General features: G+C 36.9%; 15 protein-coding genes and 1 rRNA gene. 14 read left to right on the forward strand and 2 right to left on the reverse strand.

What is annotated here, in order from left to right; genetic code table 11:
• Window positions 1-129: 129 nt before the first annotated feature.
• The 10 genes from rrf (at window position 130) to REB14_RS11575 (ending at window position 11,655) form a co-directional block, all read left to right on the forward strand.
• Window positions 130-237, forward strand: a 5S ribosomal RNA gene (gene rrf / locus REB14_RS11535).
• Window positions 238-827: 590 nt separating this feature from the next.
• Window positions 828-2,150 (forward strand): sigma-54-dependent transcriptional regulator, encoded by a 1,323-nt coding sequence (locus tag REB14_RS11540; protein WP_079240699.1) that lies wholly within the window; start codon window positions 828-830, stop codon window positions 2,148-2,150.
• 353 nt (window positions 2,151-2,503) lie between these two features.
• On the forward strand, window positions 2,504-2,581 hold the full coding sequence (locus REB14_RS24210) for a potassium-transporting ATPase subunit F (RefSeq protein WP_077415921.1): 78 nt from the start codon (window positions 2,504-2,506) through the stop codon (window positions 2,579-2,581).
• A gap of 6 nt (window positions 2,582-2,587) precedes the next feature.
• On the forward strand, window positions 2,588-4,282 hold the full coding sequence (gene kdpA, locus REB14_RS11545; RefSeq protein WP_079240700.1) for a potassium-transporting ATPase subunit KdpA: 1,695 nt from the start codon (window positions 2,588-2,590) through the stop codon (window positions 4,280-4,282).
• Between the two features lie 172 nt (window positions 4,283-4,454).
• Window positions 4,455-6,494, forward strand: coding sequence for a potassium-transporting ATPase subunit KdpB (kdpB, locus tag REB14_RS11550; protein ID WP_309522256.1), 2,040 nt, complete (start codon window positions 4,455-4,457; stop codon window positions 6,492-6,494).
• A 10-nt stretch (window positions 6,495-6,504) separates the two neighbouring features.
• Complete coding sequence (gene kdpC, locus REB14_RS11555) at window positions 6,505-7,062, forward strand: potassium-transporting ATPase subunit KdpC (protein WP_079240702.1); 558 nt, start codon at window positions 6,505-6,507, stop codon at window positions 7,060-7,062.
• 69 nt (window positions 7,063-7,131) lie between these two features.
• Window positions 7,132-8,217 (forward strand): porin, encoded by a 1,086-nt coding sequence (locus REB14_RS11560; protein ID WP_202971509.1) that lies wholly within the window; start codon window positions 7,132-7,134, stop codon window positions 8,215-8,217.
• A gap of 57 nt (window positions 8,218-8,274) precedes the next feature.
• Window positions 8,275-9,384 (forward strand): sensor protein KdpD, encoded by a 1,110-nt coding sequence (locus REB14_RS11565; RefSeq protein WP_309522257.1) that lies wholly within the window; start codon window positions 8,275-8,277, stop codon window positions 9,382-9,384.
• A gap of 5 nt (window positions 9,385-9,389) precedes the next feature.
• A complete protein-coding gene (locus tag REB14_RS11570; protein WP_079240704.1) occupies window positions 9,390-11,105 on the forward strand; it encodes an ATP-binding protein in 1,716 nt (571 codons plus the stop codon).
• A gap of 91 nt (window positions 11,106-11,196) precedes the next feature.
• Window positions 11,197-11,655 (forward strand): hypothetical protein, encoded by a 459-nt coding sequence (locus tag REB14_RS11575; protein ID WP_309522258.1) that lies wholly within the window; start codon window positions 11,197-11,199, stop codon window positions 11,653-11,655.
• A gap of 81 nt (window positions 11,656-11,736) precedes the next feature.
• Here REB14_RS11575 and REB14_RS11580 read toward each other — a convergent pair whose 3' ends face one another.
• Window positions 11,737-14,028 (reverse strand): DUF7619 domain-containing protein, encoded by a 2,292-nt coding sequence (locus tag REB14_RS11580; protein ID WP_309522259.1) that lies wholly within the window; start codon window positions 14,026-14,028, stop codon window positions 11,737-11,739.
• 183 nt (window positions 14,029-14,211) lie between these two features.
• Entirely contained in the window at window positions 14,212-16,218 is a 2,007-nt protein-coding gene (gene ligA / locus REB14_RS11585; RefSeq protein ID WP_309522260.1) for an NAD-dependent DNA ligase LigA, read from the reverse strand.
• A gap of 324 nt (window positions 16,219-16,542) precedes the next feature.
• Between ligA and REB14_RS11590 the strand changes: the two genes are divergently transcribed.
• The 4 genes from REB14_RS11590 to REB14_RS11605 all read left to right on the forward strand — a co-directional run bounded on the left by REB14_RS11590 (window position 16,543) and on the right by REB14_RS11605 (window position 25,453).
• Entirely contained in the window at window positions 16,543-19,626 is a 3,084-nt protein-coding gene (locus REB14_RS11590) for a TonB-dependent receptor (protein ID WP_079240708.1), read from the forward strand.
• Between the two features lie 171 nt (window positions 19,627-19,797).
• The gene (locus REB14_RS11595; protein ID WP_079243857.1) at window positions 19,798-20,544 is read left to right on the forward strand and encodes a glycerophosphodiester phosphodiesterase family protein; all 747 of its coding nucleotides are present in this window, start codon (window positions 19,798-19,800) and stop codon (window positions 20,542-20,544) included.
• 488 nt (window positions 20,545-21,032) lie between these two features.
• Window positions 21,033-23,993 carry a SusC/RagA family TonB-linked outer membrane protein gene (locus tag REB14_RS11600; protein ID WP_309522261.1) on the forward strand — a complete coding sequence of 987 codons (2,961 nt, stop codon included), beginning with the start codon at window positions 21,033-21,035 and terminating at the stop codon, window positions 23,991-23,993.
• Between the two features lie 11 nt (window positions 23,994-24,004).
• Window positions 24,005-25,453 carry a SusD/RagB family nutrient-binding outer membrane lipoprotein gene (locus tag REB14_RS11605; RefSeq protein ID WP_309522262.1) on the forward strand — a complete coding sequence of 483 codons (1,449 nt, stop codon included), beginning with the start codon at window positions 24,005-24,007 and terminating at the stop codon, window positions 25,451-25,453.
• Window positions 25,454-25,516: the final 63 nt, after the last annotated feature.

Genomic DNA, 25,516 nt, shown 5'->3' on the forward strand with positions numbered 1-25,516 from the left:
GTCTATGGTTACTAATAAACCAAGTGCTTTATGCGCAGTGAAGGTTTTGTCTTTGTGAAAGTTTTTATCGCTTAAAAACGCAATAAGCTTCAGGCTTCAGTCCTAATGCTTAAAGCTATATACAACCTTTAGGGTGGTTTTAGCGGTGGGGCTCACCTGTTCCCATTCCGAACACAGAAGTTAAGCCCACCAGCGCCGATGGTACTGCTAACGCGGGAGAGTAGGCCGCCGCCAGTTTTTATTTTATTTTTAAAAAACCTTTATCTTTACGATAAAGGTTTTTTTGTTGTATACCTACACCAACAGACACATAAGTAATGAGTAATGAGTAATGAGTAATGAGTAATAGATAATAAGTCACTATGACTAATCTCCGTTGTCTTTATGCCTCCAGCTTCCTGCTTCCTGCTTCCAGCCCTCTTTTTTCTATTCTTTAACTAACAATTGGTCTTTACCTTCAATACTATCTTTAATGTAATCCAGTCTGCCACTCCGTAGGAGTCTAAACAATCCATTTGAAATTCTGTAGTTTATCCTTTGAGTTCTTTAGACTCTAATAAATGTGGCTAGATTCCTACGGAATGACATAATCGGAACTATTAAATCTCACGATATAAAACTTATCATTCTTAAATCGGATCCCCCCAACTTATAATTCATAACTTATATTTGAAAACATCGATTGACGATCCCTACCTAATCCTGCAATTCGAAGCTCCCAACCAAATTCTTCATCATTAGTTATTCACAAAACTATTTCCCTCAATTACCCCATTTTCCTCGAATAAATTCAATAAGTTTGTACTAGTTTTCCAAAAATAATTATAATGTCAGGAAATATTCTGATCATCGATGATGAGATCAAACTCCTTAAATTGTTAGGAATGATCCTTTCCCAAGAAAATTTTAATGTAAAAGAAGCTTCTACGGCACGTTCAGCAATGACGATGCTGGAGCAACATGAATTTGATGTTGTTTTGAGCGATGTGCGTCTGCCTGATGCGTTTGGAGTAGAACTGGTAAAGTCTATCAAGAATAAATATCCTCAAATTGAAATTATCTTGATGACGGCATTCGGTAATATTACGGATGCAGTGCAGGCCATGAAGAATGGAGCGTATGATTACCTGGTGAAAGGAGATGATAATGAGAAAATAATCCCATTGGTATATAAAGCTCTTGATAAGGTGAAAGATAATAAATCAAGAGTTGTTCAACAGGTTGTGACGAAAGGGTTTAATCAGATTATAGGTAAATCACCATTAATTTTACAGGCTAAGAAATTGGCTGAAAAAGTGGCTTTAACGGATGCTGCTGTCCTTCTTACAGGAGAGACAGGAACAGGTAAAGAAGTTTTTGCCAGTGCTATTCATGAAGGGAGTGACAGAAAGAAAAACAGCTTTGTAGCCATCAACTGTTCAGCATTCAGTAAGGAGATACTTGAAAGTGAGCTTTTTGGTCATAAACAAGGTGCTTTTACCGGTGCAGTTAAAGATAAAAAAGGATTGATTGAAGAAGCTAATGGAGGAACTCTGTTTCTGGATGAAATTGGTGAGATGCCTATAGAACTTCAGGCGAAGCTACTCAGGGTTTTGGAAACCAGGGAATTTATCAAAATGGGGGAAACTAAAGTTTCAAAGTCAGACTTCAGACTGATTGCTGCAACCAACAGGGATTTAGAAGATGAAATAAAGCAGGGTAATTTCAGAGAAGATCTCTATTTCCGACTAAATGTATTTGAGATCACTCTTCCGGCATTAAGAGAAAGAAAAGAAGACCTTAAAGCTCTTGCAAAAAACTTTGTAGATATTTTTTCAAATAAACTTCACTTGTCCTCTGTTCAGGTTGATCCGGAATATTATAAAGTTTTAGAGAGAAATGATTGGAAAGGAAATATCCGTGAGTTGAGAAACGCAGTAGAGCGTAGTTTAATTTTAATGGATAATAATATTCTTGATGCTGAAAGTCTTCCTCATTATTCTGAAAAAACAGTTCCTGAAAGTGATTCTTTGAGTATCCGGTCATTGGAAAAAATACATATCCAAAAAGTATTACAGTACACAAAAGGAAATAAAGCAGAAGCAGCCAGATTACTGGAAATCGGTATCGCTACACTTTACCGTAAACTGGAAGAATACGGATTGAAATAAATCTTTTATCATTTTAATAAAGAGCCTATCATTTTGATAGGCTTTTCTGTTTTTATATAGTTTGGTTTTTAGATTTAATTTATTGTTATTCAATGCTTTAAATATTGTTTTTTCAAAATGGACTTTCTTTTGGCATATAGTCTCTGAATAAAATATTTAAAAATGACAATTTCAAGAAAAACGTTTAAAAAACGGGAGCATTCTACTTTTAGTTTGCTGATTGTATCGTATGTATTGTTGACTCTTTTAACCCTAATGATTAAGATATGATGCTCATAAGTTTAATTCTGCTTTTTGCAGTGTTGTTTTGGCTTTTATGTAAATCAGTTGAATTTTTTGATAGAATATAAATTATGTGGAGTTTATTTTTCCTCTCAATACTTGCCTTTGTGTATATCTGTTATGTTTTAATTAAACCTGAAAAATTTTAAACGATCATGAATACAGAAATTTTAGGCATTATAGCAATGTTTGCTATTACATTAGTTATCGGAATATTTTTAGGGAAATATATAGCTAATGTCTATGGATACAAAAAGACTTTTCTGGATCCGGTTTTTGAACCTATTGAAAAGTTAATTTATAAAGTTTCGGGAATTAATCCTGCCCGCCAGATGAACTGGAAGCAGAATATGTATGCCATGCTGGCGATCAACCTGATTTGGTTCATCATTGGTTTTCTTCTTTTGCTGAATCAGGCTTGGCTTCCTTTAAATCCTGATGGAAACCCGAATATGTCACCTGATCTGGCTTTTAATACAACCATTTCATTTTTAGTGAACTGTAATTTACAGCATTATTCGGGAGAAACAGGAGTCAGTTATCTGAGCCAGCTTTACCTGATGTTTTTACAGTTTGTTACGGCTGCAACGGGAATGGCAGCAATGGCTGTTCTCTTCAAAGCTTTTAAAGAAAAAACAAGTACTGAACTTGGGAACTTCTATGTTTTTTTCACCAAATCAATGATCAGAATCCTGGTTCCAATAAGTATAATTGTTGCTTTAATTCTTTCCATCAACGGAAGCCCGATGACTTTCGAAGGGAAAGATCATGTTATAACATTGGAAGGCCAGAAGGCTGATGTTTCCAGAGGTCCTGTATCTGCATTTGTTGCGATCAAGCATTTGGGAACTAATGGAGGTGGATTTTTCGGGGCAAACTCTGCGCATCCGCTTGAAAACCCTAATTATATCACCAATATGACAGAGATGATCACTCAGATGATTATTCCGTTTGCATTGGTATTTGCACTAGGTTTTTATCTGAATAAAAGAAAACTTTCATGGGTAATCTTTACGGTAATGACGGTCGGTTTTCTGGCACTTACCATTCCGAATATCGTGAATGAAACCGGAGGAAATCCTTTGATTACACAAATGGGAGCAGATAACAGTCTGGGAGCAATGGAAGGAAAGGAAATCCGATTTGGTAGTGCTGCATCCGGCTATTGGAGTATTGCCACTACGGTGATTTCTACGGGCTCTGTAAATGCCATGCATGACAGTACGATGCCACTTTCCGGAATGAATGAACTGCTTGCGATGATGATCAACTGTTTCTACGGAGGTTGTGGAGTCGGAATTCTGAACTATTTCATCTTTATTATTCTGGCAGTATTCATCAGTGGTCTGATGGTAGGAAGGACTCCTGAATTTATGGGTAAAAAGATTGAAGCCAAAGAGATGAAGATTGCGATGATTGTGGCTTTATTCCATCCTTTCTTAATTCTTGCAGGAACAGCTTTAACAGCCTACTTACCTGAGTTTGGAGCAAAAACACTGAACAATCCTGGCTTCCATGGTTTTAGTGAAATGCTGTACGAATTTACTTCTTCAGCAGCCAATAACGGCTCCGGATTCGAAGGACTTGGAGATAATACACCTTGGTGGAATATTTCAACGGGAATTGTATTGCTACTCTCAAGATTCATCCCGATTATAGGACCGGTAGCAATTGCAGGACTACTAGCACAGAAGAAATACATCCCTGAAAGTTCCGGAACCTTAAAAACAGATACAGCTACTTTCGGATTTATGACACTAGCAGTGATTCTACTGATTGCAGCACTGTCTTTCTTCCCTGCATTGACATTAGGACCTATCGCAGAGCAGATCCAGTATTTCTCAAAATAAATGTGAACATTAAAAATTACAATCAATATTCAACCATTAAGGAAGCCGAAAAGTTAGGAAGCTAGTCTGACACTTACGAAACGTTCACTTAATATTATCCATATCTATCCTTATTATTGGGCAGACCTTAATGGTGATTATTGATTCACAATGATATAAACTCTTTCAAAAAATGAAAAATCAGTCACAAACATTGTTTCAAAGAGATTTGGTAAACGAAGCGATAAAACAGTCTTTCGTAAAGCTGAATCCGAAAATTATGTTTAAAAATCCAGTAATGTTTCTGGTGGAGATCGGAACCATTGTCATGTTTATCGTAAGCATGTTCAGTCTTACTGGTGATAAATCACAAGGAAGCTTTTCCTATAACTTTTTAGTATTTATTATTTTATTTTTTACCGTTCTGTTTGCCAATTTTGCAGAAGCTATTGCAGAGGCAAGAGGAAAAGCACAGGCTGATACTCTAAGAAAAACAAGGGAAGAAACGCCGGCCAAACTGGTACTTGATAACAAACCCGGATTCCAGGTAGAAACAAGACTAAAGATGTCTGCTGAAATGACATTAGGCGATATTTTCCTTTGTGAAGCCGGAGATCAGATTCCAATGGATGGTGAGATCATTGAAGGTCTGGCTACCATTGATGAATCTGCAATTACCGGTGAAAGTGCTCCTGTAATCCGTGAAGCCGGAGGAGATAAAAGCTCTGTAACAGGCGGTACAAAAGTACTTTCAGACAGAATAAAAGTGAAAGTAACTACAAAACCCGGAGAATCCTTCTTAGATAAAATGATTGCCCTTGTAGAAGGAGCGTCAAGACAGAAAACACCAAACGAAATCGCATTAACCATACTTTTAGCAGGATTCACGCTTACATTTATTATTGTTACCCTCACCTTAAAGCCTTTTGCAGACTATGCGCAGACTCCGATTACCATAGCGGCATTTATATCTCTTTTCGTTTGTCTTATTCCGACAACAATCGGAGGTCTGCTTTCTGCAATCGGGATTGCAGGGATGGACAGAGCATTGAGAGCGAATGTGATTACCAAAAGCGGAAAAGCTGTAGAAACTGCCGGAGATATTGATGTGCTTTTGCTTGATAAAACCGGAACAATTACCATCGGAAATCGTAAGGCAACACAGTTTCATCCTGCTCATGGAATTATGATTGAAAAATTTATTAAAGCGTCTGCACTAAGTTCTGTAGCCGATGAAACACCGGAAGGAAAATCAATTATTGAGCTGAGTGCTTTGAAATCTGAAGATTTATTGGTTGCTAATCCTACTTATATTGATTTTACAGCTGAAACAAGAACTTCAGGAATTGATTTTGACGAAACAAGAATCCGTAAAGGAGCTTATGATACCATAAAAAAACTGACTGAAAAAGCCGGAAATATCTTCCCACAGGAAACCCAGGATGCGGTAACCAAAATTTCCGAAAATGGCGGAACCCCTCTTGTAGTTGCTGTTAATGAAAAAGTATGGGGCGTTATTGAACTTCAGGATATCATCAAAACAGGAATTCAGGAGCGTTTCCAGAGACTGAGAAAAATGGGGGTGAAAACGGTAATGGTAACCGGAGATAATCCCCTGACCGCAAAATTCATTGCAGAAAAAGCGGGAGTAGATGATTTTATTGCTGAAGCCAAGCCTGAAGATAAAATGAATTACATCAAAAAAGAACAGCAGGAAGGTAAGCTGGTAGCCATGATGGGTGACGGTACCAATGATGCGCCGGCACTGGCTCAGGCCGATGTAGGTGTAGCAATGAACAGTGGAACTCAAGCCGCAAAAGAAGCTGGTAATATGGTAGACCTTGATAATGACCCTACAAAACTGATCGAAATTGTGGAAATCGGGAAGCAGTTGCTGATGACCAGAGGAACATTGACCACTTTCAGTATTGCGAATGACGTAGCGAAGTATTTTGCTATTATTCCGGCACTGTTCATCACTTTTATTCCTTCTCTTCAGAAGCTGAATATTATGAATCTTCATAGCCCGGAAACGGCCATATTATCTGCGGTTATTTTCAATGCGATAATTATTCCGTTCCTGATTCCGCTGGCCTTGAAAGGAGTGGCTTACAAACCAATCGGTGCAAGTGCATTATTGAGAAGAAACCTTTTGATCTACGGTCTGGGCGGGGTAATTGTTCCGTTCATAGGGATCAAAATCATTGATCTGGTAATCAGTTTATTCTATTAAAATTTAAAAAATGAAAAATCATATTGTTTCAGCATTCAGATTAACTCTTGTAATGTTGGTCGTTACAGGTATTTATCTGGCTGTTGTATACGGAGGTTCTAAAATACTTCCCAACAAAGGAAACGGAGAAATTGTGTACGATAAAGGGCAGAAGTTTTATGCCAATATCGGACAGGAATTTAAATCTGAAAATTACTTTCATGGCCGACCTTCCTCAGTCAATTATAATGCTGCAGGAAGTGGAGGAAGCAACAAAGGTCCAAGTAACGATGAATATCTGGAAACAGTACAGAAAAGAATTGACACTTTAAAAATGGAGAATCCTGAAATGAATGGTGTTAAAGTTCCTGTAGAACTAGTGACGGCAAGTGGAAGCGGTCTGGATCCGGATATTTCTGAAGAAGGAGCATTATATCAGGTAAAGAGAATTGCAAAAGTGAGAAATGTTTCAGAAGAACAGATCAAAAACTTGGTTTATACCCAAATTGAAAAGCCTTTCTTAGGTCTTTTCGGACCATCAAAAGTAAATGTGCTGAAGCTTAATATTGCTTTAGACCAATTAAAATAGTAATTTAATAATCAATAATCATGTCAAGGTTTAAAACATTGACATGATTCACATACCTTAAAAATAAAAGTGAAAAAATATCTAGCTATAAGTGCACTATTAGGATTATTTTTAACAAAAGCACAGTCATCAGATTCATTGAAAACAGGGAATAAAGTTACATTTTCCGCCTATGCAGAATTGTTTTATACCTATGATTTTAATGAACCGGGAAATCATATCCGTCAGAATTTCTTATACTCCTATAACAGGCATAATGAAATGAACCTCAATCTGGGATTGGTCAAAGCCAATTATCAAAGTGAAAATATCCGCGCCAATGTAGCTTTAATGGCCGGAACTTATGCCCAGGATAATATGGCTGCTGAACAAAATGCACTGCGCTATGTAAACGAAGCCAATGTAGGAATCAAAATATCGAAAAATAAAAATTTATGGATTGATGCAGGGATCATGCCTTCTCATATTGGCTGGGAAAGTGCTATAGGAAAGGATAATATCAATCTGACCAGAAGTTTTGCAGCAGAAAATTCTCCTTATTTTGAAACAGGTGCTAAAATTTCTTATACCTCAGATAACGGGAAATGGTTTTTAAGCGGATTAGTCCTGAATGGCTGGCAACGTATCGCTAAACCGGAAGGAAACCAAAGTATTTCTTTCGGACATCAGGTTACTTACAAACCTAATGAGAAAATTACTTTGAACAGCAGCTCGTTCATCGGAAATGATAAAGCAAAGGATGATAAAAGAATGCGTTATTTTCATGATTTGTACGGAAGTTTTCAGCTGACAGACCAGTTTTCCGCTGTATTGGGATTTGATATAGGGGCAGAGCAGAAATCAAAAGGAAGTGAGCAGTATAACATCTGGTACAGCCCGAATGTTCTTATGAAATATCAGTTTGATGGCAAATGGGCACTGGCTGGAAGATTAGAATATTACAATGATAAAAATGGGGTCATTATCAACACCGGAACTCCAAATGGATTTCAGACCTTTGGATATTCTCTCAACGTAGATTATGCGATCTTTAAAAATGTGGTTTTCCGTACAGAGGCAAGAGGTTTTACTGCGAAAGATGCCATTTTTGCAAAAAATGATGAATTTAAAAAAGGAAATTTCTTCATTACAACAAGCCTTGCAGCCTGGTTTTAGAAACCAGTTTAACCACGATTAAAGGTGTTTAAAGTAAAATTAAAAAGAATAAAATCAATGTCATCAACAAAAGATTTTTTAGAACTTATCCAGAAATCCCGTAAAGGAAAATTCAAAATTTATATTGGGATGAGTGCAGGTGTAGGAAAGAGTTTTCGTATGCTTCAGGAAGCACATTCTCTTTTGCGAAATGGCATTGATGTAAAGATTGGGTATATTGAAACCCATGGCCGTGAAGAAACCGAAGCTCTGGTAGAAGGGCTTCCTCAAATTGAAAGAAAATCAGTTTTTTATAAAGGAAAGAACCTTGAAGAAATGGATCTTCAGGCTATTATCAATGAGCATCCTGAGGTTGTTCTGGTAGACGAGCTGGCTCATACCAATGTGGAAGGTTCTAAAAATAAAAAAAGATGGCAGGATGTACTTGAAATCCTGGATAACGGGATCAATGTCATCAGTGCCATGAATATCCAGCACATTGAAAGTCTGAATGAAGAGGTAAAGAAAATTACAGGAGTAGAAGTAGCAGAGAGAATTCCGGATAAAATACTGGCACTCGCCGATGAAGTGGTGAATATTGACCTTACGGCTGATGAACTGCTGACCCGTTTAAAAGAAGGAAAAATTTACAAAAAGGAAAAAATTCAAACGGCTCTCAGTAATTTTTTCCAGAGCGGACATATTCTTCAGCTTCGTGAGCTGGCTTTAAAAGAAGTAGCTACCCATGTTGAAAGGAAGGTAGAGACAGAGATTAAAACTGAAAATTTTAAACCGATAAAATTCCTGGCCTGTATCAGCAGTAATGAGAAGATTGCCAAAACAATTATTCGTAAAACTGCAAGATTAGCCAGCTATTATAACAGTCCGTGGACTGTTTTGTACGTTCAGAAGCCTTCTGAAAATCCGGAAAAAATTGCGCTGGATAAACAACGGTATTTAATTAATAATTTTAATTTAGCACAGGAATTAGGTGCCAAAGTAGTCCGCATCAAAGAAAGCAGTGTTCATAACGGAATTTTGGAATATGTGATTGCTCATAACATCACTACGGTCTGTATTGGAAAACCTCACGCCAGTTTCTGGCAGCGAATGTTGGGGTACAGTTGGATCTATACTCTCATGAACAGGCTGAATGAAAGACAGATAGATATTATTATTTTATCATAAAAATAATGAAACTTAAAACAAAACTTACCTTAGGCGTTGGCCTTTTATTTCTACTGATCGTTCTGCTTTCAGTGATAGGTTCAGTATACATCAACAAATTAAAATCTGATACTGAAAAGATCCTTACGGCCAATTACAACAGTCTGGAGTTTTCCAAAAATATGCTTCTGGCATTGGATAACATCAGCACAGACAGTACCGTTGCCATAGCAGATTTTCAGAAAAACAATAAACTTCAGGAAAAGAACCTTACAGAATTTGGAGAAAAAGAAGCGACACAAAATCTGAATCTTCATTTCAATAGCTACCTGAAAGCTCCCGATATCAATAAGGAAAAACTAATCCGTGAAGATCTTTCGAAGATCATGTCTTTGAATATGAAAGGGATAGAACGGAAAAGTGATATTGCGATTATTACAGCAGAAAATGCCACTTTTTGGATCGTAAGTTTAGGAACAGTATGTTTTCTGATCGCTTTTATCCTGCTTTTTAATTTACCACAAACCATTGCAGAACCTATCAATCAGCTTACTTTCAGTATCAAACAGATTGCTGATAAAAACTATAGTGAAAGAGTTCATTTCAAAGGAAGTGAAGAGTTCAACAGTTTGGCAGATTCATTCAACAGTATGGCGGAAAAACTTCAGGAGTACGAAAGCAGTACACTTTCCAAGCAACTGATGGATAAAAAACGGATCGAAACATTGGTCAATAATATGCACGATGCGGTGATTGGTCTGGATGAAAATCATTTTATCTACATGATCAATGATGAAGCGCTGAAAATCACCAATCTCCATAAAGAAGATATTATCGGAAAAACAGCTCATGAAGTTGCTATTAACAACGATCTGATGCGTGAACTGCTGAAAAATATTGACCATCCGGTAAAAGATCCGATTAAAATTGTTCGTGATAACAAAGAAAACTATTTCGAGCAGGATATTATTCCCATCAATATAGTAAAGACAGGCGAAAAAGAGAAAAAATATATCGGAAAGGTAATCTTGTTAAGAAATATTACGCCTTTTAAAGAACTTGATTTCGCCAAAACCAATTTCATAGCAACGATCTCTCATGAACTGAAAACTCCGATTTCAGCGATCAAAATGGGCGTTCAGCTTCTTGGAAACCAAAAGTTCGGAGAACTGAACGAGCAGCAGCAGGAATTGTTGAAGAGTATCAATGAAGACGGACAGCGTTTACTGGATATCACAGGAGAATTGCTGAATCTTTCTCAGGTAGAATCCGGAAATATCAGACTTACTGTTGAGAAATGTTCCCCTAAAGAAATTGTACAGACTGCTGTGAAAAATGTTGAAAAGCTTGCGGAACAGAAAAATATCTCCATCAGTACAGAATACCTGCTGGAAGATAGTGATGCCGTGACAGCAGATTTTGATAAAACAGTCTGGGTAATGAATAACTTTTTAACCAATGCTGTAAAACACTCTTATCAGGATGAAAATATTAAGATTGTGGTAGAAAAACTGAACTCGTTCATTCAGTTCAGTATTATTGATACCGGGAGCGGAATTGATGAAAAATACCATCGTCAGATCTTTGACCGCTATTTCCAGGTTCCCGGAGAACATCAGAATGGGACAGGCTTAGGTTTGGCTATTTCAAAAAACTTTATTGAAAAACAACACGGAGAAATAGGAGTGAAGAGTTCCCTGAATAATGGAAGTACGTTTTACTTCAGGCTGCCGGTTTCATAAGGATTATTGTTCTGCTTTGATTGGATAATTTCCGATCTCCTCAGTTCAAAAACTTATATTCCTATTCTTTATATTTGCGATAAAAATAACAATGAGAAAAACGTTAGGACTCCTATTATTTTCAGTTGTAATGAGTATCCAGATTTCTGCACAGACATTCACAGTAGAACAGCTTAAAGGTTTCAATAAACTTACAATGGATGAGTTTAAAAAGGAAATGAAACAGCAAAAGTTCAAGTTTTATGACAGAACTGAAGGGATGGGTTTCGCTTTAACCGAATATGAAGCTCCTGATTACACCTCAAAAATTGGGAAGTTTGAATATGCTGAAGAAAAATCTGAAGACAGAATTGAATTTGAGTTTAAAACAAAGAAAGAATATGATCAGTACCTTACACTGATTTTAGCAGACGGATATAAACCAACAGAAAAAGGAAAAATTATCACCAAAGAGCCATATGTGGATTACTACAAGGATAAAGAACATATCAGGCTTATTCTGCCAAAGACAGGAGAAAGTTCTCCATATACTATTATTGCTTTTAAGTGAAATATGAATTTTGAGACAGATTCGAAAACAAAAAAGGGCTGCGAATAATTTTTGCAGCCCTTTTTTATAACATTTACAAGTCTACTCTTTAATAAACTTCTGTACAATTACATTCTCTTTCGTGAAAGCTTTTAGAATATAGTTTCCTTTAGTAATTTCAGAAACAGAAATTGAGTTTCCTGTTACACTTAATGAGCTGATAATTCTTCCAGTCGCATCATAGATTTCAGCTTTGATGATTTCCTGCTTGGATCTGATATTTAAAACATCTTTTGCAGGATTAGGATAAACAGAAATACTCTGGTTTTCCTTATGGGTTTCTGCTGTTGCTAATACATTTTGAACACTTGTTGTGTAAGTATTGGTAACAATCGGGCTGTTGTAATCAAAATAAATTTTTGCAGTATTGCTGAAGCTGTCCCCAAGATTTAAGGTAGACTTTGTTTTAATTTTAAACGAAACATATCCGTCATTATTCGCATTATTAAAAGGAAGCTGAATATTTTCAAAGATAAATTCAATGATATTCGGATTGCTGATTTTAGTAACAAAATTATGGCTTCCACTTAACGCAACAAGCGAAGAAATATCAAATTTATTAATGTCAATTTCATCCTTTACCACAATATTCTGTGCATTGGCTGTCCCAGTATTTTCAAACCGGATCAGGTAATGAACATAGTCTCCCACCTGAGTTTGAGTGATAGAAGTTCCTTCCAGACAGGTTTTATCATTGGGATCAAAAGAGTTGACAACAGTTTGGTTTAAAGTAAAACTATTGTCAGCAGGCGTTTCATCAGTTGCACCATTGATCTGTGCCGTGTAATGCAGAATATCACCTCCATTGACTGGCGGAGTTTGTGTTGGAGTATTTAATTTCAGAGTTACGGTAATTTCTTTGGTTTCAAAAGGGAGAAGATTCGTGAAATTCCAGTTCAACATTCCGATAGATTGAGAGCTTGGAGATGTCGTTGCACTCAGATAGTTCACCAGGTTATTATTGAAATTAAAAACTATATTTCCCGACTGAGCTGCAGTACCTTTGTTTTTATAGATGATTTTATATTTTGATTCAAAACCAGGTGAAGCTGCTGTCACAGGGATAATAGCTGTTTCTAAATCATTGTGAATCCCGTTGGGAGTTATACAGAAATTTTGAATGAAAGGACTTACCTGTTGAGGAAAATTAGCCGTAAAGTTTGCCGGAGAAATATTGAAATAAGTAGGATTTTCCAGAACCGGAGTTACCGTATGACTACCTGCCTGTACCGGAATACTGTAATTTCCGGAATTATTGGCAATCATACTTCCCGTTATTCCGCCTCCTGCAATTGTGAATTTCTGAAAAGCTTTGTTGGGATCATTGGGATCGCATCCGTTATTGTTGATGTCAGCTTTTGTATTCCCTTGAATAGTATAGAATGTGCCTCCCGGGGTGAATGAGCAATAGGAATTGACCATAGTAGTGGGTAACAATGAAGTGATATTGGGAATTTCAAAATCGTCTGCACAGATATAAACAAGATTGGGAGTCCCTGAAAATGTTGAAGTATTATTCTGTGTAAAGTTATTGACCCCATTTTTAATAAACAAATACTTAAGATTCGGATTCATATCACATCCGAAAATTTGAAGTTTTTCATTTTGGGAGAGATCAATACTTGTAAATTTATTGTAGGTACAATTTAGGGATTCAATTTTTGGAAAAGCACTGAAATCGAGTGATGTAAACTTATTACCGGGGATACCTAGAAATTTCAGATTAGGAGTCTGGTTTAAAGGAAGTGTCTGAAGATTATTGGAAACCAGTGATAAGTTGGTCAGATTCGTGTTGTTATTTAAAAAGATATTAGCAAGCTGGCACTGGGTCATATTCACATCATATAAATTTGTCAATCCTGATAGATCAATCGAAAGGACTTTAGTAAAGAAAATATCCAGATCATGCAACTGGCTGCAACCCTGAAGATTGACTGATGACAAAACATAGCATCTGCTGATATCCAGTTTATATAATACTGTATTATTACTAAGATCTATACTTTGTAGTAGGGGAAAATTGTCAATATTAAAATGTGTCAGATTCGTAAAGCTTTTTATCCCTTCTATTGAAATCACATTATTAGAAAATGAGGTATAATTTTGTAAAGTAGTAGTGTCAAAGTTTAATTTACTGATGTTGGCGGCTTCAGATAACTGGATTTCTCCATCATGGTTGGTATCAATAATCGTACTGTTACCCATAATATTTGTAGCCAGATAAGGTATATTGGCTACCAGCAGGCTTTTAAAATGAGCATCAGGAATATTGACAATCTGCGACTGGAGTACAGAAAATATAGCCAGCAGAATAGCTGAGTAAAGTTTTTTCATGGTTGAGTTGGTTACGTTTTAGTTTTTTAGTATTTGATTACAAATCAAAAGCAAATGTAAACTTTTAAGTGAATACTTTATTATTTTTTTTATCTCTGAATTCAAAGCACTTATGTCAAAATGAAAATAAAAAAGACTGTGATAGATTTCACAGTCTTATATAAATGATTAAATCATTATTCTTTATTGCTTTTCAATCAAATCCAGGAATTGTTGTTCGTCCAGGATTTCAATGGTTCCGATATCCTGAGCTTTTTTCAGCTTGCTTCCTGCCTTTTCCCCTACCACTAGGTAATTGAGGTTCTTTGATACGGCAGAAATGTTTTTTCCGCCATGTTTTTCTACCATTTCCTCAGCAGATTCTCTTGTGAATAAAGACAATTTTCCGGTGAATAAGAAGGTTTTTCCTTCCAGTACATTGGATAATACTTCATTCGTGCTTTCTCCTTTTTCAAGCTGTACTCCGTAAGATTTTAAACGCTCGATCATCAATACGTTTTCAGAATTCTGGAAAAATTCAACGATGCTTACTGCAATTTTAGCCCCAATATCTTCTACCTGGCAAAGCTCCTCTACGGTTGCATTTTTCAATTCTTCAATGGTTGGGAAGTTCTTTACCAGTTTCTTGGCAACCGTTTCCCCCACATGCTTGATCCCGATTCCGTACAGTACTTTCTCAAAAGGAATTTCTTTAGATTTTTCAATTCCTGTAATAATATTCTGAGCAGATTTCTCAGCCATTCTTTCCAAAGGAAGAAGCTGTTCTTTCGTTAAAACATAAAAGTCAGCAGGATTTTCAATTAATTTTTCTCTGTAAAGCTGTTCAATAGTTTCGCTCCCCAGATTATCAATATTCAAAGCTTTTCTGGAAACATAGTGAATCATTCTTCCCACTACCTGTGGCGGACAGTGAAGTTCATTCGGACAGAAATGAATAGCCTGGTCTTCAATCTTTACCAGCTCAGTACCACATTCAGGACAATGTTTGATGTATTCTATTTCCTTGCTTTCTTCCGTTCTTTTATCTGTGTTTACGCCTACAATTTTCGGAATAATTTCTCCCCCTTTTTCCACATAAACAAAGTCGTTTTCATGAAGATCCAGTTTCTTGATGATATCCTCATTATGGAGAGAGGCTCTTTTTACAATTGTTCCTGCCAGTAAAACAGGCTTAAGGTTGGCGACAGGAGTAATAGCTCCGGTTCTTCCTACCTGATAAGAAACGCTCTGAAGTTCTGTTTCTACCTTTTCTGCTTTAAATTTATAAGCCATTGCCCAACGGGGAGATTTTGCTGTATAACCAAGCTGTCTCTGCTGCTGTAATGAATTAACTTTCAATACAATCCCGTCAATTTCAAAAGGCAGATTATGGCGTTCAGTATCCCAGAATGTAATAAATTCCTGTACCTCAGCCATCGTTTTACATAATTTGGCCTGCTGAGAAGTTTTGAATCCCCAGCTCTGAGCTTTTTGAAGCAGTTCCCAATGGGTTTCTGCCGGAATATCTTCAGAGATAAACTGATACAGTACCGAAGAAAGTCCACGCTTTCTTACCTCAGCGCTGTCCTGCATTTTCAGGCTTCCACTGGCTGTATTTCTAGGATTCATGAAAGGATCAAGACCTTCTTCCTCACGCAGTACATTAAGCTTGTCAAAGTTTTTTCTGGTCAGATAAATTTCTCCACGCATAAAAAATTGTGCTGGGAAATCACCTTTTAAAGTCAAAGGAATATCTGAAATGGTCCGTACATTCGGAGTAATTTCATCCCCCTGGAAACCATCTCCACGGGTAACTGCCTGTGACAGTTTTCCGTTTTCATAAAGAATAGAAATGGAAGCACCGTCATATTTCAGTTCGGCAACAAATTCTACAGGGTCTTCAATGGTTTTGATAATTCTCTTTTCCCAATCTTCAAGATCATCAAAATCATAAGAATTATCCAGAGAGTACATTCTGAATTTATGCTGAATGGTAGGGAAAACCTTAGTGACACCACCACCTACACGTACTGTAGGAGAGTTTTCATCATAAAATTCAGGATATTGAGCTTCCAGATTCTGTAGTTCCTGCAGAAGCATGTCGAATTCAAAATCTGTAATGGTGGGAGTATCCAGTTGATAATAGTTGTCGTTATGCTGGTGAAGCTCTTTGCGGAGCTGTTCTATCTTTTGTTGAATGTTTTCAGACATTGCTTTTCTATCTTTTGAGCAAAAATAACCAAAGTAATTGCATTTAAAAAATAACAGAATAAAATAGTACAGGAAAATTAAAAATATGTAACATGCTTTAACAGGTTGATTGTGTTGTAAATAAAACACGTGTTTAAAGTAATTTAACATAACGTTTTGATTTAATTAAAAAAATGTTAAAACTTTCTTAAACATCCCGCTGTTAAAGTCAAAATACCTTTGCACATCTGATTGAAAGAAACCTCAACATGATCTATTAACATGAAAATCAAAGAGGTTTCCTGGCGAACATCAAAAAATTAATCATAAAGATCTTCGGAAGAAATGAAAAAAGTAAAGATTGTACTGGGATTATTGTTTTTAGGGCTTGGGACAATGGCTTATGCACAGACCACACAGGCTTCTATTGTAGGGAAAGTTACCGGACCGGGAAGTACGGCTCAGGAAAAAGTGAAAGTGACAATTGTGAATGAGTCTACCGGATTCAGAACGGAAACGGAAACCAACTCAAAAGGGGAATATATTTTTAAAGAAATTCCTTTGGGTGGGCCTTATACTGTCATTGTAAACGATGATAAAAAAGAAGGTTACAGTGTCAACTTCGGAGATCAGGTTACCGTAAATATGGATCTGGGGAATGAAAAGACTATTGAAGAAGTAAAGATTACGGGAAATCTTAAAAACAAGATCGGAAACCTTGGAGCTGCTACTGCAATTTCTGCTAAAAATATCAGTATACTTCCGGTAAACGGACGAAACTTTGCAAATCTTGCCGAATTATCCCCATTAAGCGGAAAAGGCGGAAACCTTTCCGGACAGCTTGGATCTTCCACGAACTTTACTATTGATGGAATGACGGCGAAAAACCCTACTTCTGCAGGAGCCACTACCAGCCGAAGTGGTGCCCCTTTCTCCATTTCCATTGAAGCGGTACGTGAATTCAAAATTACAACCAACCAATATGATGTGACATTGGGAAGAAGTGGAGGAGGAACTGTAAGTGCCGTTACCAAATCAGGAACCAATAAATTTTCAGGAAGTGCCTGGGAATATTTAAGAACCAACTGGCTTTCCAGTCCGTATGATATCAGAGGGAACAAAAGAGATAATGATTTCTCTACTTCTCAGTTCGGATTTTCATTGGGAGGTCCCATCATTAAAAATAAATTGCATTTCTTCGTAGCCTGGGATCACCAGCTGGATTCAAGACCTTTGATCATTGCTGATATCAAATCTCCGGATGATGAGAAGAGATTCAACACAACCACGCAGACGCTTAACCAGTTTTTGGATATTGCAAGAGCAAAATATGGGGTAGGAAGCAGCCCGCAATTCGGAACGTTTGATAAAGTAAGGAATTCTGATGCAGGATTTTTACGTTTAGACTGGCAGATCAATGAAAAACATTTATTAACACTTAGGAATAACTTCACCTACGATCTTAATAAAAACGGGTTGGGTGATAATACCAATATCAACTTCTTTGAATCTTACGGAAATGATAAGAACCTTGACAACAGTTTATTATTGACTTTAAGATCAAATCTGCAACCTAATTTAACCAATGAATTAAAGGCGCAGTACCTTTACACCTTCCAGGACAGTTACCAGAACAATCAGCTGGGAAAACCTGTACCAAGAGCGATTGTTGAAGGAATAGCTTCAAGTGCCGGATCTACCAATATTCAGATCGGAGGACACCGTTTTGCACAGGAAAGCTTTAGAAATAATGTATTCCAGATAGTTGACAACCTATATTACAATACCGATAAGGTAAAATATACTTTTGGTGCTGATTTAATGTATACAACAGCAAAATCGGTATACGGAAGTGAGGTGAACGGAAAGTTCTATTTCCAGGGAATGAGCAACTTTGACACTATGACTCCTTACCGATTCTACAGAGAAGTTCCTTTGGTGGATGATCCATCTGTTAGATCAAACATATGGAACATTGGTCTGTATGGACAGTTTCAGACCAAAGTAGCAAAAGGCTTGGATTTAATGGCTGGTTTAAGATTAGATTACGGTGGTTACCCAAAAGCAAAATTCAACCAGAAATTGTTTGATGAAATGGGAATCAGAACAGATAATCAGCTCAAATCATTTGTTATTCAACCAAGATTCCAGTTTGATTGGAACATCAATGAAGAAAATAAAGACTTCCTTAAGTTTGGTGCCGGAATTTTCTCTTCCGATATCAACAATTATATGATCATCAACAACCTTGTATTTGACGGTAATCATCTAGCTACCGTAGATGTAACGGGTAAAGATGTTCCATTCCCGGATTTTAACAGTTATAGAGATAATTATAATACGATTCCTACACTTTCTCAGAAGCAGATGCCAACCATCAACTATACGGGGAAAGACACAAAAATTCCAATCGTTTATAAAGCGAATATCTCTTATACGCACTTCTTCAATGAAAGGTTCAGAGCAGGAATTGCAGGATACATGGCTTTAGGTAGAAATAATTACTATTACTACGACAGAAACATGGTAGCCAATCCTTTCTTTACTTTAGCTAATGAAGGCGGAAGGGGAGTGTTCATTCCTACAGGAGCTATTACCAACAATACCAATAACAGTGTAAGTTTCGACTGGAAACAGGGAAGAATCAATAATAATTTCGGAAGAGTACTGGAATTGGTAAGTGATGGTAAAGTAAACCAGTTCTCATTCGTATTGGATACAAGTTACCGTTACTGGAAAGATGGAGAAATCACAGCAAGTTATACATGGTCTGATATTAAAGACAATACCTCTTACAACGGAAACGTAGCCAACTCTGCGACATTGTCCACCATGATTCAGAGTGATCCGAGAGATTTAAGAATGACGTATTCTGATAACCAATTTAGAAATAAAGTCGTGATCTATGGAAACTCTCCTACGATTGCAGGATTTACATTAGGAATCAGGTATTCAGGGATTGGAGGAACGCGTTTCTCAGCAACAACCGGAGGAAATATTAATGGTGATTTCGTAGATTCCAATGACCTTGCTTTTATCTTCCCGAACCTTACCAAAGCCATTCTGGATGATCCACAGGTGGGACAGGCTCTGAAAGATTATATCAACGAATATAATGGTAAAATAGCAGAACGTAACGGAGGAAAAAATGGTTTCTATGGCGTTTGGGATGTACGTGTAGCTAAGAAAATAAAATTTGATAAAGTAGGTGCTTTCGAACTTTCTGTAGATATTTTCAACGTAGCCAACCTTCTTAACAAAGAATGGGGTGTAAACAAATCATATAATAATACATCTTTGTATAAAGTAACCAAGTTCAATAAAGACACCATGCAGTACGAATACACTAAAAACGTAAGTGGAGGTGGACTGGTTCCTCTATCCGGAAATCCATATCAGATTCAGATCGGAGCGAAGTACTCCTTCTAATATCTGTTTTTAAACTACTAAAGACATAAAAGAAATTAAAACGGCAGATTAATAGGTATTGAAACCTTAGTTTTAGCCAGAAAATCTTTTATGTCTTTGTGGTTTCCATTTTTTAATAACTACCTTTATCAGAAGTTTCAGGACTTTCTTTTTAATAATCTAAATTATATTATGAAAAATTTTATCTTAGGGTTAGCAGTTTTAAGTACAGTTATGATGAAAGCACAAACCCAGATCATTGCCCATAGAGGATATTTCCAGGCTCAGCCTCCTACAACGGAGAATTCACTTCAATCACTGGAGAATGCCCAGAAATTAAAAGTATATGGGTCTGAATTTGATGTAAGAATGACAAAAGATGGTGTATTGGTCATCAACCATGATGAGCACCACGGTAAAATGGAAATTTCAGAAATGAACTTCAAAGAATTGGAAGCATTGAAATTATCCAACGGAGAAAACTTTCCTACTTTAAAAGATTATTTAAAACAAGGAAAAAAAGACAAATCTCTGAAGCTTATTGTTGAAATCAAACCAGCCAAGACTCCTGAAATTGAAAATGAGATCACTCAGAAAACAATTAAAATGATCAAAGATATGAAGCTGGAATCTCAGAGTGAGTTTATTTCATTCAGCCTTAATATCTGTAAAGAGATCAAAAAACTAGCTCCATCATTCAAAGTTCAGTACCTGAACGGAGAATTGTCTCCCGAGCAGATTAAAAAAGAAGGATTAGACGGAATGGATTATCATTACAGTGTTTTCCAGAAAAATCCTACCTGGATTGCGGATGCAAAAGCATTAGGATTAATTACCAATGCCTGGACAGTGAATGACGTTGCTGTATACAATGAACTGAAAAAGCAGGGAATCGGATTTGTAACCACCAATATTCCTGATCAGCTAAAGAATAAATAACAGTTGGAAATTTCTCACAAAGAATACAACCTAAGGACAAAATATTCCCCTCCTCGGAGGGGTGGCAAAAATTCAAAGAATTTTTGACGGGGTGGTTTAACGAAATTTTTTAATCATCTCAACAGATAACCAATAATTTATACAGTCTGCCTCTTTTAAGGGGCAGACTGTTTCTTTTTACGGGCTAAGCTCTTCTTTTTAGTGATCGTAAAATAAAGAGTATCACTAAGGTTATTTTTATTTTGCTGTAAATCAGTTAATTGTATTTGTTTTGCAGTATTATCTCAAGGAAAGACAATAAAGATACATAAATACCGCTGGAGACAGGTATTAAAAATAATTAATTGATTAATTTCTTGATAATTAGTTATTTGTGTAATGTTATTAAGGCTGGATTAATATATGGTTTAATTATTTTTTAAGAAACGTTAAAATTGTGTTAAGACCATCCTTGTAATGTCGTTTTAATTTTGCGCAAACAAAAAGAAATGCGTAAAGAGACACAAAAACTGTTGGTTTTGTCGCTGTTAGGATGTATCAGTGTCAACCTGGCAGCTCAGCAGAAAGTAAAAAAAGATACCGTTAAAGGTCTTGATGAGGTAGTGGTTACTGCTTTGGGGATTAAAAGGCATGACAGAGCTTTAGGATATGTTGCAGAAAAAGTAGATGCCAAAACATTTGAAGAAACCCAGAATAATAACTGGGCACAGTCCATGGAAGGGAAAGTGGCAGGTCTTAAAATTCAGACCGCAGGAGCAGGACCGCTTGGAACTTCCAGAATTACTTTGAGAGGAGAAAAATCCATTATGATGGATCATAACTATGCTCTGATTGTCGTAGATGGAGTACCATTGGGTAATTCTACAACAGGTACTGATACTGCAGCTTATGGAGCAGGTTCCGGAGGAGATGTTCCGATTGATCTTGGAAATGGACTGAACAGCATTAATCCGGATGATATTGAATCTGTAACGGTATTAAAAGGTGCTTCTGCTGCCGCATTATACGGATCACGCGCTGCCAACGGAGCCTTAATGATAACCACAAAATCCGGAAAAACAAAAAACGGAAAACTGAGAGTAACCTTCAATTCTTCCTCCAGCTTTGATTCCGTATTGAAGTGGCCGGACTGGCAATATGAATATGGACAGGGAACACTGGCAACCAATAATGGTAATTTTTATTACTCTTATGGTCTTTCTCCTGATGGGCCAAGTACAGGTGGAACAAGTAGCGCTTTCGGACCTAAATTTGCTGGCCAGTATTACTTTCAATACGATCCTAATGTGATGGGACAAAGTAAAGAAAGACAATTGTGGAGACCTTATGAAAACAATATCAAAGGCTTCTGGAGAACTGGCTCTAACTACTCTAACAGTATTTCTGTAGAAAGTTCTAACGAGAAAACTAGCTTCCGAACTTCACTTACTTACCTTAATAATGAGTGGATGATGCCGAATACAGGCTTTGACCGGTTCAATTTTGCTTTATCTTTTGCGCATCAGCTTACCCAAAAATTAAAAATTTCTACAAAATTTGCTTATAACACGACGACCAGTGATAACCTTCCTGCGACGGGATATAACAATCAGTCGATTTCCTATTTCATGATCTTCCAGAATCCCAATGTAGATCTTGAATGGTATAAACCGATCTGGAAACCCGGACAGGAGCAGGTTGATCAAATCCATCCGTTCAGTTCATATATTGATAATCCTTACATGATTGCTTACGAAATGCTGAATGGTGTCAGAAAGAAAACCATTACAGGAAATATCACGGCAGATTATCAGTTTAATAAAAATTTCAGCTTAATGTTGAGGTCAGGAATTGAAATTCTGAATGAAAAAAGAACAACCAAAAGACCATGGAGCTCTGCCAACTATCTGAAAGGGTTCTACAGAGAGCAGTTTATTAAAAATCAGGAATATAATAACGACCTTTTATTTTCTTACAAAGCAGATTGGAATAAATTCAGTATTTCTGCATCAGCAGGAGGAAGTATCCGCTATAATGAATATCTGCAGAACGATTATCAGGCCATAGGATTGAAAACTGCCGGCGAATACAGCCTTACCAATGCTCTTAATATTCCGGTTAAATATCCCGCTCCAAGAGATAAACATGTAGACAGTGTCTATGGGTTGCTCACATTGGGATATGATAATAAAATATTTGTAGATGTCACCGGAAGAAATGACTGGAGTTCCACACTTCCCAAGCAAAACAGATCTTTCTTTTATCCTTCAGTAAGTACCAGTTTCATTCTTTCGGATATCTTTAATCTGAAAAGTAATAACCTGAACTTATGGAAACTGAGAGCTTCATGGGCGAAAGTAGGAATAGACAGTGATCCTTATCTTTTGGATAACTATTATACAGCCAGTAACATTACAGGAAGTGTAGTAGCGCCCACCATTTTTAATAATCCTTCCCTTAAACCTGAAAAAAATACCAATATAGAAGCCGGTATGGATTTCAGCCTTTTCAAAAACAGATTGAATCTTAATCTTACTGCTTACCAGAATTTTAGTGAAAATCAGATTATCCCTGTATCGTTGCCCACAGAAACCGGATATTCCAAAAGAATCATTAATGCAGGTAAAATCAGAAACAGAGGCCTTGAACTTTCAGCCGATATCTTAGCGGTAAAAGGCAAAGACTTCTCCTGGAAAGTAGGGGGAAACTGGTCTACCAACGAAAACAGAGTAATGACCCTGCCTGAAGGATTTGACGGAATCGTTTCCAACGTAGGAGATGTGGTCTTCTATAAAATGGAAGTAGGAGGTTCGCTGGGAGATATGTATGGATTTAAATTATTAAGAACTCCTGACGGGAAAGTAATTTATGGAGATAACGGGCTTCCTGCCAGACCTGCAGATATTGAAAAAGTAGGAAATGCATTCCCGAAATGGAGAGCCGGTCTTCAGAATGATTTCAAGATTAAAAACTTTACAATTAGTTTCTCTTTTGATGGACAATATGGTGGTATTGCTTATTCACAGTCACATCATAAAATGTCTGAACAAGGTAAGCTGAAATCTACCCTTCCGGGCAGAGACAACCCTGGAGGAATGATTGTTGGGGATGGAGTTGTTCAAAATCCTGACGGATCATTCAGTCCAAATACAAAAGGAGTACTGGTATCTTCTTATTACGGAGATTACTACCGAAGAGCGAATGTAGAAACCAACAGCTTCAGTACAGATTTTATCAAGCTGAGAGATGCCAGAATTGCCTATTCTTTCCCGAAAGAAACCATCAAATCTATAGGTCTGGATGATCTTACTATTGCCATTTTCGGGAAAAATCTGTGGATGTGGACGAAGTTCCCGCTGTTTGATCCTGAAGTAGCCACATTGGATAACGCCACCATCACTCCGGGAGTGGAAATGGGACAACTTCCATCGGCAAGAACAGTCGGTTTCCAGTTAAATCTTAAATTCTAAAATCTTAAAAAATGAAAAAAATAATCATACATCTGGCATTGGCTGCTTCTGTTTTCATGCTTCAATCCTGCGACAGAACATTCGAGGAAATTAATACAGATACCAGTAAAGTCAAAGATCCGTCAGTAGGAAGCCTTCTTGCTCCTATTCAATATGAAATGGGAAGCTACGGATATAACAAGGCCGACGATTTTACTTTTGATATCATGCAGATTGCTTTAGACTTTCCCAATGAAGGAAACTCATACAGCAGATATTATATGGATGAAAAAAGTGGTAACGGTTACTGGAATACTTCCTACAGATGGCTTAAGCAGGTAAGTGACTTAAGAAAATATGCCACAAAAGAACAGAACAATAATTACCTTGCCATTTCAATGGTTCTGAATGCCTGGATTGCCTCCAATCTTACTGATGCTTTCGGTGATATACCTTTATCTGAGGCAGTGAGGGTTGAAGAAAATATTTTAAAACCAAAATATGATAAGCAGAAGGATATCTACATCCAGCTTTTGAACGATCTGAAAACAGCCAATTCACTATTCAACACCACTCAGGCATTAACGGAAACAGATTTGCTTTATAATGCCAATACGAATAGTCAGACTGGTATTTTAGGATGGAAAAAATTCTGTAATTCACTGTCATTAAGATTGCTCACCAGAATTCTGAGCAGAAACGGAGAAGTAAATGTACATGAAAGAATTCAGGAAATTGTGAATAACCCTGCTCAATATCCTGTTTTCCAAAATAATACAGATAGTGCGGTGCTTCCGATTTCGGGCATTTCTCCATACTTACCTCCCATAGCCCGTCCACAGGATTTTACAGCTTACAGATCAGCAGGCGAATTCTTTGTAAATGCTATGAAAGATAATAATGATCCAAGGCTTAGCATGTTTTTTACTAAAGCTAAAGCAACATCAGGAGAAGATCTTGGCTATAAAGGAGCTCCGTCAGGATATGCTCTGGGAACATCTTTCAACTATCAGCCCTCTAACCTTAATCAAAATCTTGCGAAAGCACCTTTAAAGATTTTAATTATGACCTATTCTGAAGTTCAGTTTATTCTGGCAGAGCTTGTCAACAAAGGAATTATTACAGGTAATCAGCAAACTTATTATGAAACAGGTGTAAAATCTATTATTGAACAGTGGGGAGCAACAGTTCCGGCTAACTATTTCAGTAATACAAAAGTAGCATATGACGGCTCCTTGGAAAAAATAATGCTCCAAAAGTACATTTCCCTGTTTTTTGTAGACCATCAGCAATGGTATGAATTCCGACGTACGAAGCTTCCGGTACTTCCTAATAATGGAGGACTTCAGAACGGTGGACAGATGCCGGTAAGATTTATGTATCCTACTGCTACAAAAGTGATGAATACAGACAATTATAATGCAGCTGTACAATCGATGGGTGGAGATAATATCAATGTGAAAATGTGGTGGAATAAATAATATCCTTAATTGAAAAATTAAAAAATAATTTAAAGATTTAAAAAACTATGAGTATCAATATAA

Source organism: Chryseobacterium metallicongregator (genome assembly GCF_031324065.1).
In the GTDB taxonomy this organism is placed as follows: Bacteria; Bacteroidota; Bacteroidia; order Flavobacteriales; family Weeksellaceae; genus Chryseobacterium; species Chryseobacterium metallicongregator.